17 protein-coding genes are annotated in these 16953 nt (G+C 36.2%); 5 read left to right on the top strand and 12 right to left on the bottom strand.

Going from position 1 to position 16953, the window contains the following annotated elements; all coding sequences use genetic code 11:
- Positions 1-14: 14 nt before the first annotated feature.
- From MHB40_RS04175 to MHB40_RS04165, 3 genes are read right to left on the bottom strand one after another with little or no spacing between them, the layout of a single operon-like run.
- Complete coding sequence (locus tag MHB40_RS04175) at positions 15-776, bottom strand: 3-hydroxybutyrate dehydrogenase (RefSeq protein ID WP_342533988.1); 762 nt, start codon at positions 774-776, stop codon at positions 15-17.
- A gap of 60 nt (positions 777-836) precedes the next feature.
- A complete protein-coding gene (locus tag MHB40_RS04170; RefSeq protein ID WP_342533987.1) occupies positions 837-2357 on the bottom strand; it encodes a CoA-acylating methylmalonate-semialdehyde dehydrogenase in 1521 nt (506 codons plus the stop codon).
- 15 nt (positions 2358-2372) lie between these two features.
- Positions 2373-3266 carry an NAD(P)-dependent oxidoreductase gene (locus MHB40_RS04165; RefSeq protein ID WP_342533986.1) on the bottom strand — a complete coding sequence of 298 codons (894 nt, stop codon included), beginning with the start codon at positions 3264-3266 and terminating at the stop codon, positions 2373-2375.
- Positions 3267-3502: 236 nt separating this feature from the next.
- On the opposite strand from MHB40_RS04165, the gene MHB40_RS04160 reads away from it, so the two are divergent.
- Complete coding sequence (locus MHB40_RS04160) at positions 3503-4114, top strand: TetR/AcrR family transcriptional regulator (protein WP_205447273.1); 612 nt, start codon at positions 3503-3505, stop codon at positions 4112-4114.
- A gap of 46 nt (positions 4115-4160) precedes the next feature.
- Here MHB40_RS04160 and MHB40_RS04155 read toward each other — a convergent pair whose 3' ends face one another.
- The 6 genes from MHB40_RS04155 to MHB40_RS04130 all read right to left on the bottom strand — a co-directional run bounded on the left by MHB40_RS04155 (position 4161) and on the right by MHB40_RS04130 (position 12877).
- Positions 4161-6167, bottom strand: coding sequence for an EAL domain-containing protein (locus MHB40_RS04155; RefSeq protein WP_342442575.1), 2007 nt, complete (start codon positions 6165-6167; stop codon positions 4161-4163).
- A 29-nt stretch (positions 6168-6196) separates the two neighbouring features.
- Positions 6197-8353 (bottom strand): RNA degradosome polyphosphate kinase, encoded by a 2157-nt coding sequence (locus tag MHB40_RS04150; RefSeq protein ID WP_342533985.1) that lies wholly within the window; start codon positions 8351-8353, stop codon positions 6197-6199.
- Positions 8350-9897 carry a Ppx/GppA family phosphatase gene (locus MHB40_RS04145; RefSeq protein WP_016992446.1) on the bottom strand — a complete coding sequence of 516 codons (1548 nt, stop codon included), beginning with the start codon at positions 9895-9897 and terminating at the stop codon, positions 8350-8352. Before MHB40_RS04145 ends, MHB40_RS04150 begins: the two co-directional genes overlap by 4 nt.
- Before the next feature lie 166 nt (positions 9898-10063).
- A complete protein-coding gene (locus MHB40_RS04140; protein WP_016992447.1) occupies positions 10064-10966 on the bottom strand; it encodes a chemotaxis protein in 903 nt (300 codons plus the stop codon).
- A 65-nt stretch (positions 10967-11031) separates the two neighbouring features.
- Positions 11032-12354: an MFS transporter gene (locus MHB40_RS04135; protein ID WP_342533983.1), complete on the bottom strand. Its 1323-nt coding sequence runs from the start codon at positions 12352-12354 to the stop codon at positions 11032-11034.
- Positions 12355-12556: 202 nt separating this feature from the next.
- Positions 12557-12877 (bottom strand): helix-turn-helix domain-containing protein, encoded by a 321-nt coding sequence (locus tag MHB40_RS04130; protein ID WP_016992449.1) that lies wholly within the window; start codon positions 12875-12877, stop codon positions 12557-12559.
- A 159-nt stretch (positions 12878-13036) separates the two neighbouring features.
- Here MHB40_RS04130 and MHB40_RS04125 point away from each other — a divergent pair, with 159 nt between their 5' ends.
- Complete coding sequence (locus MHB40_RS04125; protein WP_342533982.1) at positions 13037-13429, top strand: DoxX family protein; 393 nt, start codon at positions 13037-13039, stop codon at positions 13427-13429.
- A 68-nt stretch (positions 13430-13497) separates the two neighbouring features.
- On the opposite strand, the gene MHB40_RS04120 is transcribed toward MHB40_RS04125, so the two are convergent.
- The 3 genes from MHB40_RS04120 to MHB40_RS04110 form a co-directional block, all read right to left on the bottom strand.
- Positions 13498-14364: an NAD(P)-dependent oxidoreductase gene (locus tag MHB40_RS04120; RefSeq protein WP_342533981.1), complete on the bottom strand. Its 867-nt coding sequence runs from the start codon at positions 14362-14364 to the stop codon at positions 13498-13500.
- A 299-nt stretch (positions 14365-14663) separates the two neighbouring features.
- Complete coding sequence (locus MHB40_RS04115; RefSeq protein ID WP_004224595.1) at positions 14664-14840, bottom strand: aspartyl-phosphate phosphatase Spo0E family protein; 177 nt, start codon at positions 14838-14840, stop codon at positions 14664-14666.
- A gap of 92 nt (positions 14841-14932) precedes the next feature.
- On the bottom strand, positions 14933-15121 hold the full coding sequence (locus tag MHB40_RS04110) for a hypothetical protein (protein ID WP_016992451.1): 189 nt from the start codon (positions 15119-15121) through the stop codon (positions 14933-14935).
- 123 nt (positions 15122-15244) lie between these two features.
- Between MHB40_RS04110 and MHB40_RS04105 the strand changes: the two genes are divergently transcribed.
- The 3 genes from MHB40_RS04105 to MHB40_RS04095 all read left to right on the top strand — a co-directional run bounded on the left by MHB40_RS04105 (position 15245) and on the right by MHB40_RS04095 (position 16878).
- On the top strand, positions 15245-15433 hold the full coding sequence (locus MHB40_RS04105; RefSeq protein ID WP_004224583.1) for a DUF2187 family protein: 189 nt from the start codon (positions 15245-15247) through the stop codon (positions 15431-15433).
- 79 nt (positions 15434-15512) lie between these two features.
- Positions 15513-16130 (top strand): type II CAAX endopeptidase family protein, encoded by a 618-nt coding sequence (locus MHB40_RS04100; RefSeq protein WP_036075766.1) that lies wholly within the window; start codon positions 15513-15515, stop codon positions 16128-16130.
- 61 nt (positions 16131-16191) lie between these two features.
- A complete protein-coding gene (locus MHB40_RS04095) occupies positions 16192-16878 on the top strand; it encodes a hypothetical protein (protein WP_339280619.1) in 687 nt (228 codons plus the stop codon).
- Positions 16879-16953 lie beyond the last annotated feature (75 nt).

Genomic DNA, 16953 nt, shown 5'->3' with positions numbered 1-16953 from the left:
TTTTCCCTCCTAAGCTATTGAGCTGTATAGCCACCATCTAATAGAATGGCTTGACCGGTTAACCCCTTTGCTACATCACTTGCTAAATATAATGCAAGCCCTGTAATTTCCGAGACATCAAGTAAACGTTTTTGTGGTACAAGTGGATATAACACTTGTTCAAGTACTTCCTCCACTTGAATACCTCGTGTTTTTGCTAAATCCATAAACTGATTACGTACTAATTCCGTATCAACATACCCCGGACAGATGGCATTAACCGTGATTCCATCCGTGGCCACCTCAAGTGCGGTTACCTTGGTAAGTCCAATTACACCATGCTTTGCTGCATTGTAACCAGCCTTACCAGCAAAGCCAATGATGCCATTGATGGATGCCATATTGATAATACGACCAAATTGATTTTTCTTCATATGTGGTAACGCATACTTCATCGCCACAAATGGGGCAACCACCATTACTTTTTGCATAGTCTCAAAAATTTCTGTCTTAAAATCCTCAATAAGCGATACATGTTGAAATCCTGCATTATTGATTAAAATATCTAATGTTGAGAATTTTTTAATCGTAAAATCAATGGCTTCTCGTATGGCTTGTTCTTCTGTCACATCACATATAAAGGAAGTTAAAGAGGGGTTTTGTGAGACAGCTTCCTCTAAAAGCTGTTCATTTTTATCCGTAATCACTACATTAGCTCCTTGCTCAGCAAATGCTTGTGCCATGGCAAGGCCGATACCACGAGCTGCCCCTGTAATAAAAACCGTTTTTCCTTGCATACTACATCCCTCCCTCTTTTTTAGAAAAAGAGCTGTATGTCTCTACAGCTCTTGGTTTTATTAGTCGTTATTGCTAGGGAATGCAAATGTTGATGCTGTGGATGCATTGCCTGCCATCCATCGCTCTGAAATTGTCTTTGTTTTTGTAAAGAATCGTGCTTGATCTGGGCCAAACATATGCCCCTCGCCAAAACGAGAGCCTTTAAAGCCAGCGAAGTTATGATAGCCAACTGGAATAGGAATTGGTACATTGACACCTACCATGCCAACATCAATTTCTGTTGTAAATTTTCGAGCTGCTAGCCCATCATTGGTAAAGATTGTGACACCATTACCTAGCTCATGCTTATTTATAAGTGCAATAGCTTCCTCCAATGAATCAACACGAACAACATTACGAGCTGGGCCAAATATTTCTTGCTCATAAACTTCCATGCCTGGCTTTACATGATCTAATAATGTAGGTCCTACATAAAATCCTTTAGACTCTTTGACAATGTCAAGTTCTCGTCCATCGCATACTACTGAAGCTCCTTCTGTTTCTCCTCGATCAATTGCAGCAAGTATTGCTTCTTTTGATTGTTGAGAAATAACAGGGCCAAAATCTGAATCAGGGTTTGTATATGGGCCTACCTTTAGATTAGCGATCTTTTCCTTCAGGATCTCCACTAGACGGTCTGCAGTATCTTTTCCTACAGGCATAATGGTAGATATCGCCATACAACGCTGGGATGCTGCCCCATAAGCTGCTCCAATAAAGGCATTAGCTACCTGTTCAAGATCAGCATCTGGCATCACGACCATATTATTTTTACCACCACCAAGTGCTGTTACACGCTTTCCATATTTTGACCCTGTTTCATAAATATACTTTGCTACTGGAGTTGATCCAACGAATGAAATCGCTTGCACTGTTGGGTTTTCTAAAAGTTCGTTGACCGCATCTTTATCACCATTGATCACTGTCCAAATGCCATCAGGCAACCCAGCTTTCTTCCACAGCTCACTAACATACAATGCAGTCATTGGCACACGCTCTGATGCCTTTAAAACAACCGCATTTCCTACAGCAATAGCCATACTCGTTTGTGCTAGAGGCACCATGATTGGGAAATTAAATGGAGAAATTGCCGACACAACCCCTAATGGATATTTTGCAGAATAGGCATTTATTTGACCTCCAACATTAACAGAGTATTCTCCTTTCATTAAGTGAGGCGCACCGATGGCTAAGTCAACAGATTCAAGTCCTCGTGTAATTTCACCTTTGGCATCTTCAATCGTTTTACCGCTTTCAGTACAAATGATTTGTAATAGCTCCTCCATATTTTCAGTAACAAGGTTACGGAACTTTAGCACAATTTCTGCACGCTTAGCCACTGATGTATCACGCCAAGTTGGAAATGCTGCTTGAGCTTGCTCGATTGCATCTCGTGTTTCTTCTACTGTTGCAAGGGGAACCTTAGCAATGACTTCACCTGTTGTTGGATTAAATACCGACCCAAACCGGCCACTTTTCCCTTCAACCAATTTACCGCCAATAAAATGTGTTAATGTTTTAACCTCTTGCGCTGTTGTCATATCCATTTCCTCCTCTTAAAATTGTTCTAGTTTACATTTTTCTTTTAAGCTTAAATAAGCAGCAGACATATCATTTTCGCCATAGCCCTGCTGAGCAATTTCACTGTAAAGATCCACCAATTTTTCACCGATTCGCAGAGATACACCAGCTTCATCTGCCATTTCCTTAGCTAACTTCAAATCTTTTAATAGTAGATTTGTCGAAAAGCCTGGCTCATAATTATCATTTTTCATATATTCCACATAATTGCGTTCATAAATACGGCTTTGCCCATAGCTATTACTTAAGACTTCATATAGGGTGTCTGCCTGAATACCCATTTTTTCGCCAAGTACAATTGTTTCAGCGACCGCCTCTGTGTAAAAGCCAATCATTAAGTTATTGAGTAATTTAATTCGCGTTCCTACACTTGAAGATGTGCCCAAGTGATAAACATTTTCCCCGACTATTTCGAATATTTTAGCAGCACTTTTATAATCATCTGTGTCACCACCAACCATAATGGTTAATGTCGCATTGACAGCCCCAATTACACCCCCACTGACAGGTGCTCCCAAATAACGTAATCCCAAAGCTTTAGCTTCTGAATGTAACGTATCATTCAATTCGGGATTAACAGTACTAAAATCAATCAGTAGACTTCCCTTCTTTGCATGTTGTAAAATTCCTTGCTCGGACTGAAAAACCAATTCTACAACGTGAGGGGTAGGCAAACTGGTCATAATAATATCACATTGTTTCGCAATATCCATAGCTGTCTCAAGACCGATACCACCTGCTGCTACGAATTGTTCCATTGCCTTTGTATTTGTATCGAAGCCATACACCTCATAATCTGCTCTTAATAAGTTAATAGACATTGGTAAACCCATATTCCCTAAGCCGATAAAACCTAATTTTTCCTTCATTGTGACCTCCCCCAATTCTTGAAAATACAACAGAAAAGCTTGATGATGCACTAGCCAACTTTCATTTTTTAAAGTAACATTAATAACAAGATATTTTAATGACCACGGTCACTGACTTCGGTCAATTAAATCATAATCAATAGAAATCCATCTCGTCAATTAAAAATTCGATATTTTCAGAATGTTTTTTATGGAAAATATTTCACAATACTTAATATAGGAGGTAATAGGTGACAATGGAAGCACTCACAAGCAGACAGAAAAAGGCATTGGAAACACGTGAAAAATTATTGAAAACCTCTTTGGATTTATTTAATAAATATGGTTATGAACATGTATCTGTTGAACAAATTACGAAGGCTTGCAATGTTTCAAAGGGTACATTTTATACACATTTCCCATCTAAATATGATGTTATTTTAGAAAAATTTATGGAACTTGATCATTTTTATAGTACGGTTGAAAAAAAGATTGATGGTACATTATCAGCAAGTGAAAAAATACTATTAGTGTATCAAGAGCAAATGAAGTATTTAACAAATGTGGTGGGAAAGGATTTATTACGTACTGTATATACCGCTGCCATGACAAACCAAGTAGAACAGGATCATTATTTAATTAATCCCCAACGTAAGATTTTTCAAATAATGAACACATATATCGAGGAAGGCATTCAACAAGGCGAATTTAGACAAGATGTATCTGCCACTACCATACAATCAATTATTCAGCGATGTATGCGTGCCAATGTTTATGATTGGTTAATACATAGTGAAGATTTTGACCTCGCCTCTGAGATGGCCCAATTTACGGCAATTGTCTTAAATGGTCTTAAAAACGACAAATAAAAAAGTAGCACTTCATCTATTTTGCGATGAAAGTGCTACCTGTTTTCTAGCTGACAAAATATTGTTGTACAATGGTTTCAACGGGTAATGGTTTATTATACAAATAGCCTTGCCCTTTTTGACAACGATGACGTTTAAGAAAATCGACTTGTATTGGTTCTTCAATACCCTCTGCAATGACCTCTAATCCTAAATTATGAGACATTGAAATAATGGCTTTTATGATGGCTTCATTTTTGTCATCCTTTGCTATATCTGCAATAAATGACTGATCAATTTTAATAATATCAATCGGATAACGCTTGAGATAACTTAATGAGGAATAGCCTGTCCCAAAGTCATCCACTGATACATAAACACCTAATTGCTTCAGTTCTGTAAGTATCGAAAATGTTTCATGAACGTTTGTCATAGAACTTTCGGTAATTTCTACTTCTAATAATTCAGGTGGAACATCATATTTTTTTAAAGCTGTTTTAATTTTTCGCGCAAAGTTTTCTTTTCTAAACTGTTTTGGAGATATATTGACTGCAACACGTACAGGACGGTATCCCTTCGATTGCCATTCTCTTTGGTAACGACATACCTCATCAATAATCCAATCACCGATTTCAATAATTAATCCTGAGGCTTCTGCAATAGGAATAAATTGTGCAGGTGATACAAAACCAAATTTACGATTATTCCAACGCAGTAATGCTTCAAAGCTATTGATGCTATTATTTGCTAAATCCATTTGCGGTTGTAAATGGAGACTTAGCTCATTAAATTCAATTGCTCGACGTAAATGTGCCTCCATCAATGCTTCGTTTGGAAAAATGGCTGTCATATCTTCACGGTAGTAGCGGTAATGCGATCGACCATGTTCTTTAACAGAAAATAAAGCTTTATCTGCTTTCCGTACAAGTGTCTCGATATCTTTACCATCTGCTGGACTAAGTGAAATCCCAATCGACACGCTAATAAAATACTCCTGCCCATCTATCATAAAAGGCTGTTTTAATACGTCCATGATCAAGTTAGCAGTTCGCTCAATTTTTTGGATAGTTGCATCTTTTAGTACAAATATAAATTCATCACTATTATATCGGTATAGCGAACATTTTGAGTAGCAAAGCTCCCGTAACCTGTGACTAAACATACGCATCAACTCGTCTCCCTTGCTCTCACCAAGGGATTCATTAAACTTTTTAAAACGGTCAATGTCAACTAAAATAAGGGCTGCTTGCTTATGCTCCTGTTTTTTATCATTTAAATGTTGTAGCCAATGTTCCTTAAAAGCTTTTCGATTCCAAATACCTGTTAATTCGTCCATCAGCGCTAGGTAATAGAATGCTTCGTGATCATTCATAAATGAATTAGCATCTTTAACAAATAAGTGTACACCTACAACTTCACCATTATAATACGTTGGATGCGTTCTTAAATAAAAGGGCTCTTTACTAAGCAATTGACCCTTTAATAAACATTTAGGCATGCCAAACGCTGAACCTTCAATTGTTTTAGTAAATAATAATTTGAATTCATTAAGATATTTACTTTCTAATAATGAAAAAATATCTAGTCCAATTAGACTGTGCTGCTCTCTCGATAGTAGAGCAGTAGCAGCAATATTTTGATGAATGATTCGACCTTGTAAATCTGCCGTTAACACTGGACTTACATGTTGTTCAATGAATTGTAAATAGGGCTTCTCTTCAAATGGTGTTGCTCGAAGAATAATGGCAACCATTGATTCAGAAAAGTGCTGAACATGAAGCACGAATGTTTTCTCTTGAAGACCAGTACCTAATTTTAGGACATGCTGTTTATTGAATTCTTGATTTAGAAGTTCCGACAATTGCAGCCAGCATTGCTTTGTAAAAAAGTTCTCCGCGTTTTTGGCTGTTATATCCTCCAGCTCAATCAATGACGATAGCTTTTCATTAAATTCAACGACCTCAAACGCTGTCGTATCAACTTTTCTCAAACAAGCGACTGCATCAAATGGATTCAGTTGTATGAGCTGTTGATAATCTGCAAATGGCGCTACACTTTCTCTACATTTTTTCATTCTATCCCTCACTAAGTAGCGTGTTTGCTCTATTCTTCATCTAGCGTAGGCTTTAATGCATCCTTCAAGAAAATTTCCTGGCTATTTAATGGATCTTCGCTGCGATCAAACTCTTTGTAATGATACTTACCATTAGAGTCTTGAATACGTGCTTTGGCAGTATCCATTAATTGTGCATTCATTATGTCAATAATACGAGTTTTTGCTTCACTTGCATATACAGGGAATAAAATCTCTACACGTTTAATCATATTGCGTGTCATCATATCTGCGGAGGATAAATAGACTTTGTTTTCCCCATTATGATGGAACCAATAAATACGAGAATGTTCAAGGAAACGACCAACAATACTTGTTACGGTAATGTTTTCACTAATACCTGGGATACCTGGCCTAATACAGCATATACCACGAATAATAAGCTCCACCTTTACACCTGCAATCGAAGCCTCATAAAGCTTCATCATTAAATCCTTGTCGGTTAGTGAATTCATTTTTGCACGAATAAAACCATTACCATATTTTTTATGACAGGCAATTTCCTCATCCATTAAACGAATAAACTCATCTCGTATATCAAATGGTGCTACGACTAAATGATTAAAGGTAGGCTTTTCTGTATAGCCACTTAAGTAGTTAAAGAAATTTGTCGCATCAATGCCAAACTCTTTATCTGTAGTTATTATGCCCATATCCGTATAGATTTTTGCAGTAGCATCATTATAATTTCCTGTACCCAGATGGACAAAACGTTCAATTTTGCCATGACGACGACTAACGACTAGTGTGATTTTGGAGTGTGTTTTTAGGTTATTCATACCATAAATCACAAGACAACCCGCTTGTTCTAATTGTTTTGCCCAATGCACATTATTTTCTTCATCGAAACGGGCCTTTAGCTCAACTAAAACTGTTACTTGTTTACCGTTTTCAGCGGCAAGCTTTAACGCTTGGATAATCGGCGAATTCCCACTTACTCGATATAATGTTTGTTTTATTGCTAACACATTCGGGTTGACAGCTGACTCAGAAATAAAATCCACAATAGGAGCAAACGATTCATATGGATGATGGAAAAATATATCTTGTTGAAGTGCTTTTTCAAAAATATTTTCGTCTGACTGTAAATCTAAAGGTGGCTGTGGGATAAAGCTTTCATATTCTAAATGCTCACGTCCTACAGAAATACCTTTGACAAAAGAGAACATAAACGTTAAATCCAATGGTCCATCAATATGGAATACATCGGATTCTTCTATTTCAAATTCATCTAGTAAGTATTGCAGCACTTCCTCGTTCATTTCTCCAACTCGAACCTCTAAACGGCTACCTACTCCCCATTTTCGCTTTTTCAGCTCTTTTTCGATCTCCACTAAAAGATCTCGAGCACCCTCTTCATGGATAGTTAAATCCGCATTTCTTGTTAAACGGAAGGCTTGCGCTGATTTTACACTATAGCCATAAAATAGTTTTTCAATATGAGCTACTATTACATCCTCCAATAAAACAACAACTGTTTTTCCTTCTTCGGATGGTACTTTTATATAGCGATCTAAAACAGATGGAACCTGGACAATTGCCACTTTTTCACGACTTTCAAGATCTGTCTCATCCTGCTCTATCAGTACTAGTAAATTTAAGGTTTTACCAAGCAAGGTTGGGAAAGGACGATATGCATCCACTGCCACAGGTGTTAAAACTGGGAAGATAGTTTCTGTAAACATTTCATTGATAAATGATTTTTGCGTGCTATTTAAATCTTTCATATCCGCAATATGTACATTATGTTGTGGCAGTAAATCGTAGATTAAATGTCGATATACCTCAGTTTGTCGACGAACTAATGCTTGTGTACGCTCTGCGATTTTAGCCAGCTGTTCTTTCGGTGTTAATCCAGATTTATTTTCGGGCTTATGAAAACCAGCGCGTACCTGGTCCTGTAATCCTGCAACACGCACCATAAAAAATTCATCTAAATTTGAACTAAATATAGCCAAAAATTTTAAACGCTCTAGCAGAGGATTATTAATATCCTCTGCTTCTTCTAATACTCGCTCATTAAAGGCAAGCCAGCTTAATTCCCGATTATTATAATATTGAGGCTTTGCAATTTCCTCCAACAATAGATTGTAGTTTTCGGAAAACTCTTCCTCGTATAGCTCGTTTTTCGTTACTTCAGTTGTCATCCATTGTTCCACCCTTCTTCAATAAAATTGATTTTCATTGGGATTTTTAATGCACGTTCTAAATGTTTTCTATGTCGATTGGCTTGATATTTTTCAGCCGCAGCATTCTTTTTAACATAAATATCAAGCTGAACATGATCTTCTTCGGTGTGCATTTCAATAGCGTGTACAATATTGCGCTTTGAAACATTTAATGCATAGACAAATTTTAATAACGCTCCGAAATCTCGTATTTTACGATGTTCCTCCCGACTCATCCATGTAGCAAATGGAGCAGCAAATCGTTCGAAATAATCTTTATTTTTATAGGAGGCAAGAAGTGCTAGTTTTACTCGTTCTAAATGATTTAAACCATCAATGGATTGATTTGCAATTAAATAAAAAGTATGTTGGCTTGAAGAGCTTAATTCGATATACTCTCCTATATTAAAAACCTTCGCCGCTTTTGCTAATAAATGCAAATCTTCTGGATTATATTGCAAGTAGCCTAAATGACAACATTCACGATACAATTGATCTGCTAAATGCATTAAATAATCTACTTCCATTTCACTCCGACCATACTGACGTGCTAATCTTCTAGCATTTCCTTCAAATACATTATATTTATCAAAGGCTTGTGTGTCTGTTTGCAAAATCCGTTGAAAAATGAGTCCCTCACGTAAACCTCGTTTTGTCAGTTGGAAGGACTCACTACCAACTACCTCCATCAACACTCTAAATACCTCTAATGCAGGAACAATGATATCTGCACGGTCTGATGAAAGACCGTCCAATTGTTTCAATTCCTGAAAGCTTAATTGCCCTAAAAATAAGCTTAAATCATCCAAATCTCCCTTTGTCATTTCGTAGCCATGAACGCTGGCAATAGGATAATCATGCTTTTGTTGATGTATTTGAGCAATATTGCGCGCACTACCACCAATTGCGATAATAGGTAGAGCAATATTTTTTATCCAAGGGAGAGTTTGGAACTGCTCTTTTACAAAGGTAAGAAGCTCTTTTTTCTCACTACTATTGATAATGTCACCTTTTACAAAACGTTGCTTTAAAGAAACTGTCCCAAAAGGAAAGCTATGTGATTGCTGAATTTCTTTATTTTCAAACAGCGTAATTTCGGTACTACCACCACCGATATCTATCGTCACAGCCGATTTCGTACCCATGGAATAAGCAACAGCAACGTAGCCAAAATAGGCTTCTTCCTCTTCTGATAAAAGCTCTATTTGGATACCTGTTCGTTCTTTCATTACCTCAATAATTTTGTCACGATTAGTGGCTTGTCGGATGGCAGCAGTCGCAGCAGCTTTTACATCTGTTACTTCAAAATCCTCAAGCATTGCTTTAAATGTTAATAAAGTTTCTGATAACAATTGAATACCTTCATCAGACATCTCCCCTGAGGGCTGTATATATGTACGCAATCGTGCTACCGTTTTGATATTTCCAAGCTCACGAAGTCCCTCTTCATTATCATATTGATATAATACTAATCGAATAGTATTGGAGCCGATATCAATAATCGCTGTTTTTAATTCATTCAAATAATCACATCCTTCAAGCGTCTACAATTTATTTTGTTCATAATATTTGGACATATACAAAAAAAGTCGGTCCCTCTTAATTAAGGCATCCGACTTTTCTTTCATTTATTTTTACTTGCAGGATACCAATTATTAAAATTGAGAAGTATCATGTAAGCCATGGTGATTACAGAATTAGTTGGTCAACACGTAAAATGAGCTCTGCAATTTCTGGCTTACTTATTTGATCCTCAGCCCCTACTTGATCACCTTTATGACGTAGGTCATCTGTAATGAGACTTGAGAAAATGATAACAGGAAGCTTTTGAAGATCGGGATGCTCTTTGATTTTTCGTGTCAAATGATGGCCATCCATTTGTGGCATTTCAATATCCGTTACCACCAATTGAATATGCTCTGCTATATCACTACCACTCTTCACAATTCCCTCTAAGTATTCATAAGCATCGCGGCCATTTTCAAAGAATTCAACATTGTCATAACCAGCTTCACTCATTGTATCGAATAGTAATTTACGTAATAACGGTGAATCTTCCGCAATTAAAATTCGCTTACCAGATCGCTCACGTTTGCCGAGCTTTTTAACAGATTCCACACTAATTCCTGATGCAGGATTGATATCCACCATAATTCTTTCGAAATCTAGTAATAGAATCATTTGCTCATTCTGTTTAATGACACCAATTACTTGTGATGTACCTCCTTGATACATATCTGAAGGCTTTTCAATTTGATTCCAAGAAATACGATGAATCTGTGTGACATTATCTACATGGAAAACCACACGTTGTTTATTAAACTCTGCTACAATATATTTTTGTTGTGGATTTCGCTCAGCACCTTGAATCCCTAATACTCGTAGCATATCTACAACAGGTAATACCTCACCTCGTAATTGAATGATTCCTTCTACATGCGGGTGCGCGTGTGGGATAAATGTTACTGGGATCGGTTGAATAATTTCTTTTACTTTAATAACATTGATGCCAAATTTATTGTTTGCTACTTCAAATTCAACGATCTCTAGCTCATTTGTGCCACTTTCTAATAATATTCCTTTATGTTCCAATGCAACCCCGCTCCTTTCTCTACATCTGTTTATAATTCAATTGTATCATAGGCAATACATTTCTCCTACTTGCTATTTCCATTTTTATCATTAACTTTTAGATGTACCAGTAGACCAACGACAGTCATAACAATCAACGTTGATAGTGCTACACGACTAGCAAGAGTACCATAATCCTTCATCCACAATGTAACAGTTCCATATACGGCTGGACCGATAATGGATGATACCTTACCTGAAAAAGCAAACAACCCAAAAAATTGACCGCGTTTTTCGTTTGGTGATAATTCAATTATATATGTCCTAGATGTCACCCACATTGAGCCAAGTGAGATACCAAAAAGACTACCAGCAAGCCAGAACATCCATTGTGCTGAGGCAAAAACAGCGAATACCAACGCAACTATCATAATAAGTGCAACAATTGTAATGGCACGTTTAGCTCCTATTGATTTCGTAATATACCCAAATGCAAGTGATCCAAGGATTGTTGAAACTGTAGAGACCAAATAAAGAACGATAAATTGTCCAGAACTAAAGCCGACAATTGTTGTCGCATAAACAGCCATCATTGCAATCGTTGTAGCAATGGCATCATTTAAAAAGAAATAAGCAATCATAAAGGTAAAGATTGCTTTATATTGCTTCATATCTTTAAATGTTTGAATGATTTCCTTATAACCATCTAAAAACTTTAAGGACTTCCGCTGTGATTTAGGAATCGGTGTATCTTTATTAATTAAGAATAATGGCAATGAAAAGAGTAGATACAGGATAGCTGTTGGAATAAAAGCTCGATGAAAATCGCTATTACCAACATACAAGTAAACAAGTAATCCAAAAAGTGTACCAAGATACCCGATTGCAACACCATACCCTGAGATGAGTGGCATTTCTTCTTTTGTCCCTAGATCACCCATCATAGAATCGTAAAATACTAAACTAGAATTAAAGAAAAATTTTGCTATGACAAAACTTGCAACAACCAAAAACAAACTAAGAGGTACACCAGAGTAATTGACAGTGGTTTGTATATTCGCAAACATTCCCATCATAAACGTAAACAGAATAGATATGGATGCAAACCATACAATAAATCTCTTTTTATAACCTGTGTTATCAATCCAAACACCGAAAAGCGGTGAAAAGATAACGAGCAACAAGCTTGCAATGGCATTTGCATACGATATAAAGGTGCTCGCAACTTGTTGCATGACTTCATTTGTACCTAAAACCTCATCCATGTAAAACGGGAAAAATATTGTATTTATATTTGAAGAAAAAATTGTATTCGCAAAATCATAGAATGCCCATGAAAGTATCGGCAATGATAAATAAATGGCTAATTGACTTCGATGTTGTACGTCTATAGCTGTACTCTTCTTCATAAAACCCTCCCCTCCATTCTCTATAATAATCAATTAATTTCTCTCTGTAATAAAAAATACCTTTTTTTAAAGAAAATTAATATTATTTACAATATAACAGTAAATTCACTGAAAAATAACTGCCAATTGGCCGATAATTGAATACTCATTTTCCTTGTGAATCAAAAAAGGTATTCAAGCCCCTCGCTTGAATACCTTTTTATCATTCTATATCTATGGTCACCCATTCAGAGGACCACTGCTCAATCGCTTTTAGCACAGGTGCAATAGCATAACCCTTTTCCGTCAGTTCATACTCAATGACAACTGGTGTTGATGGAATTACTGTGCGAAGCACTATTTGCTCAGTCTCTAACTCCTTTAAACGTTCTGTTAATACACGACTACTAATATTTAGCTGATTTTTAATGGTCGAATACCTTTGTGGACCATCTAGTAGCTGATAAATAAGTAGAGTATTCCAACGATGATTTAATATCATGAGTGCTTTTTCAAATCGTGGACAAATATTTTTTTGATCCAAATGACTTACCCCCTTTGTATATTAGTTCCTATTTAACAGTATATCACTTTTTTAAAAAAACCTGTTCTAAAAAAACATTTAGTTACTTGACAAAAGTTGTTTTTAAAAATAAACTAAGTTACGAATTGTAAGTAAAAAAAGAAAAGGAGTTACTCTATTATGCAAAATATTGGTTCAACTATTTTACGTATCGTTTTAGGCATTATTTTTGCAGTGCATGGTTTTCAAAAATTTCAAGGCGGTATCAGCTATACAGCTGACTTCTTTGATAGCCTAGGTATACCAGGATTTATGGCGTATATCGTGGCAATTATTGAATTAGTTGGTGGAATTGCAATTATTTTAGGTTTAGCAACAAGAATATTTGGTGCTTTATTAGCCATTACAATGATTGTAGCGATCTTTACGGCAAAGCTTAGCATCGGCTTTATCGGGGCAGATGGATTGGCTGGTTATGAATTAGATTTAGCTTTAGGCGCCATAGCTCTGTACTTTGCTCTCGCAGGTCCATCTAGCTTCTCACTGGATTCTCAACTTTTTGGGAAAGAGTAAATAAAAAAAACCTGAAGGCCTCCTATCATAAGGAGTCTTCAGGTTTCCTATTCATAATACATCGCGAATTATTTATAATACTTTAAGAGTGCTTGTGTACCATTATCACCATAGCCTAAGGCGATTAATTTCTCATACATTTCATAGGCTAATGCAAGTCCTGGTAATGTGATGCCCATTTTATTTGACTCATCTAAAGCTATTTTCATATCCTTCACAAAATGTTTAATATAAAAGCCTGGTGCAAAATCTTCTTTTATCATACGTGGTGCTAAATTGCTTAAAGACCATGAACCTGCTGCACCTGAAGAGATCGATTGTAATACGGTAGGTAAATCTAATCCCGCCTTTAGTCCATAAGCTAACGATTCACACACCCCAATCATACCAGAGGCAATGACAATTTGATTGCACATTTTTGCATGCTGGCCGGCTCCTGCCTCACCCTGATAAACTATATTTTCTCCAAATTGCTTCATAATTGGCAATACCTTGTCATATGTAACCTGATCGCCACCAATCATGATAGACAAAGTACCATTTTGCGCACCAATATCCCCACCTGAAACAGGCGCATCTAAAGCCTCTACACCGATGGATTGAGCATGCGTATAAATTTTCTTTGCTAAAGATGGTTCTGAAGTCGTCATATCAATGACAATGTTGCCTTGTTCTGCCGTTTGGAAAAGGCCATTTCCCCCAAAATATACTTCCTCTACATCTGAAGGATAGCCAACCATTGTAAAGGCAATTTCATGATTTCTAAATGCTTCAGCAGGCGAGCTTGCCCATGACGCCCCTAAAGCAACAAGAGGTTTTGCTTTTTCTTGTGTACGTGTATAGACGGTTACTTCATGACCATTTTTTAATAAATGCTTAATAATACTTGCACCCATTACTCCAGTTCCAATAAATGCAATACGTTTCTTTGTCATATGTACATGCTCCTTTGTTCTAGAATGTCTGCACTCTCTGTGAGAGTCTAACTCTATATCTTTTCAGTTTAGGTGAAGGAAAGAAATAATTCAAACTCTTCCCATAACTTGTACTAAAATTTATATGTAGGGCATATATACCGAATAAGCAAAAAAAGAGAGCAAGTGATTGGGGGATCACTGCTCTAAAGGGGGAAATGAGAATGTTGCTGTGTTCATAGTAAGTTATTCCCCATAGAAATGCATTTTAAACATATATGTTAAAATGTTTTTTTACTCTGAATACTGGAACAATCTTTTTAGTCTTCTTGGTCTTTTTCTTCTTCAAATGCCATCTGTCTATAATAAGTATTCATTAACTGATCTAATCTGCGACTCAGTTGAATGGTTTTTGCATTTTGTAACCCGTTTTCTACACCTGAGCGAATCATCATCTCACGAGTTTGTTCCATTTGTTTCAAGAGTAGATTGACCATTCATACAACCCTCCACACACAAATAATCATACCATTATTATACATTTATATTTCATTTCTTACAGCATTAACTTACGACAATGTTCGACAAATTAACTTCTTGGTGTTTCAGTATAAGTATAGATAATTCGTCCATTTTGCTTGGCCTCACCTCTAAAATGTTTAAATAATGGGTGTTTTACAAGTATTTCACGAAATTCGTAAAATTCTTCCTTTTGAATTTCAATACTTTCTCTTTCCCCATTTTGTAATTGTTTAAGCATATTTTCGTATTTTTCCATGAACTTTATTCCTCTCTTTGCCTCATTTGTGTAATAAATTATGAATTATTTAAAAAAAGCTTTACGTTTACCAATTTTTCATGCAAACTGTATATTATTAGTCGATGAAGGAGCTGACTGTCTGTGAAAATAGCTGAAGTTGGAAATATTATCGAGTTTAAAAATGGTCTCCAAGGTATTGTAGAAAAGGTAAATGAAAATTCGGTGATCGTTAATTTAACATATATGGAGAATTTTGATTCCCTTGAAATTGAAGAAAAAACGGTCGTCAATCATAAACGATATAAAATTTTATATACTAATGAAGCTTAATAGTCTGAATAGTCCCTATTTGTCTTAATAGATGATAAGGGACTATTTTTTTGATAAGATTAGGGTATGGAGGTCGAATATGCTAACAAATTCGAAACAAACAATACTATTTCTCCTTTCTTTATTATTCGTTTATGGCATGCTTGCTTTTACCTTTGCTAACCAAGCGGTATTTTGGTACATGTATGCATTCACTCTACTAGTATGTATTGCCATTGCCATTTTAGCTGGCTCCATCGAAGATCAATTACCTACATGGCAATTTTTACTCTTTGGTATTGGATACGGTACCATCACATATGGTATTATTCGCTTTGGTTACTGGCTCGCCCCATATATTAATAATAACTTAGTACAATCCGTTCAAAAATTTTTAGCAAGCTACGGACCACAAAATATTTGGCACTATGTTTTACTCGTATTTATCGTTTCCATAGGTGAAGAATTATTTTGGCGTGGTTATATCCAACAACAGTTAAAACGCTTTATGCGCCCAACTTTGGCTGTCATAGTTACCGCAGTATTATGTGCTGTCTCAATTGCCCTAAGCGGATTTATGCTTGGTGTCATTGCTGCACTGGTAACAAGCATTATTTGGGGCTTCTTATATGAATGGCGTAAAAGTATGCCACTTGTTATTGTAGCTCATGTCGTTTTTGTACTATTATTATTTTTAGTGTTGCCTTTAACATCATAACATTAATATTTGGAAACATTTTATCTTTACTAACGTTTAATTTAGAAAAGGAGGGTTTTTTATGCAAAAAAAATTAGTTTCTATTCTTGCATTATTACTAACAGCCGTATTAGTTGTAGGTTGTAATACATCTGATAAAACAGGGGATTCAGATGCTCAACAAAATGAGCCATCAAATACTGCTGCCGATCAAAAACCATCTGGAAATACAGCTGGTGAATCAAATGAGGAAGAAGAAGATACACCTGCAGCAAATGATACAAATACAGAGGATGCTAAACAGCCTCAACAAGATGTGAAATACGTCCAAAAGGGTGTAGATAAAACAGAAAAGGCAACTGAATCAGCAAGTGTTGATCAAAGCTATAAACTACAACAGCTTCCTGGATTTACACTAACACAAGAAGAACCTGGTAAAGACATGTTAGTGTCAAATGATGATGATGAAGTGTTTATGCGTATTGAAACAATTGAAGCTTCACAATCGAGCTTTGAAGAAGTAAAAACAACTATGCAAGATTATATGAACGCAGTGGGAGAAACAGTAGCTCTAACAGCTGAGGAATTAGCAGCATTTAAAGATGTTCAAAATATCGAGGGTTATGTTGTGGACTTCGACACTGAGAAAGTAATTGGGGTTGTATTTGAGAAAGATGGTCTCATTACGAAATTAACTATTCATGATAATGATGAACAAGATTTAACAGATGCTATGCTTAATATGGCAGCAACTATATCTAAAAAATAATAAAATACTAAGGACGATAGACTATTGTCTATCGTCCTTACCTTTTCATCACAAAAAAGTTGTCTCAAATCAATG

This window comes from Lysinibacillus sp. FSL K6-0057 (genome assembly GCF_038630885.1).
Taxonomy (GTDB): domain Bacteria; phylum Bacillota; class Bacilli; order Bacillales_A; family Planococcaceae; genus Lysinibacillus; species Lysinibacillus fusiformis_F.
Note: the sequence above shows the minus strand (reverse complement) of the source record. Positions and strands in the feature narration are given on the sequence as shown.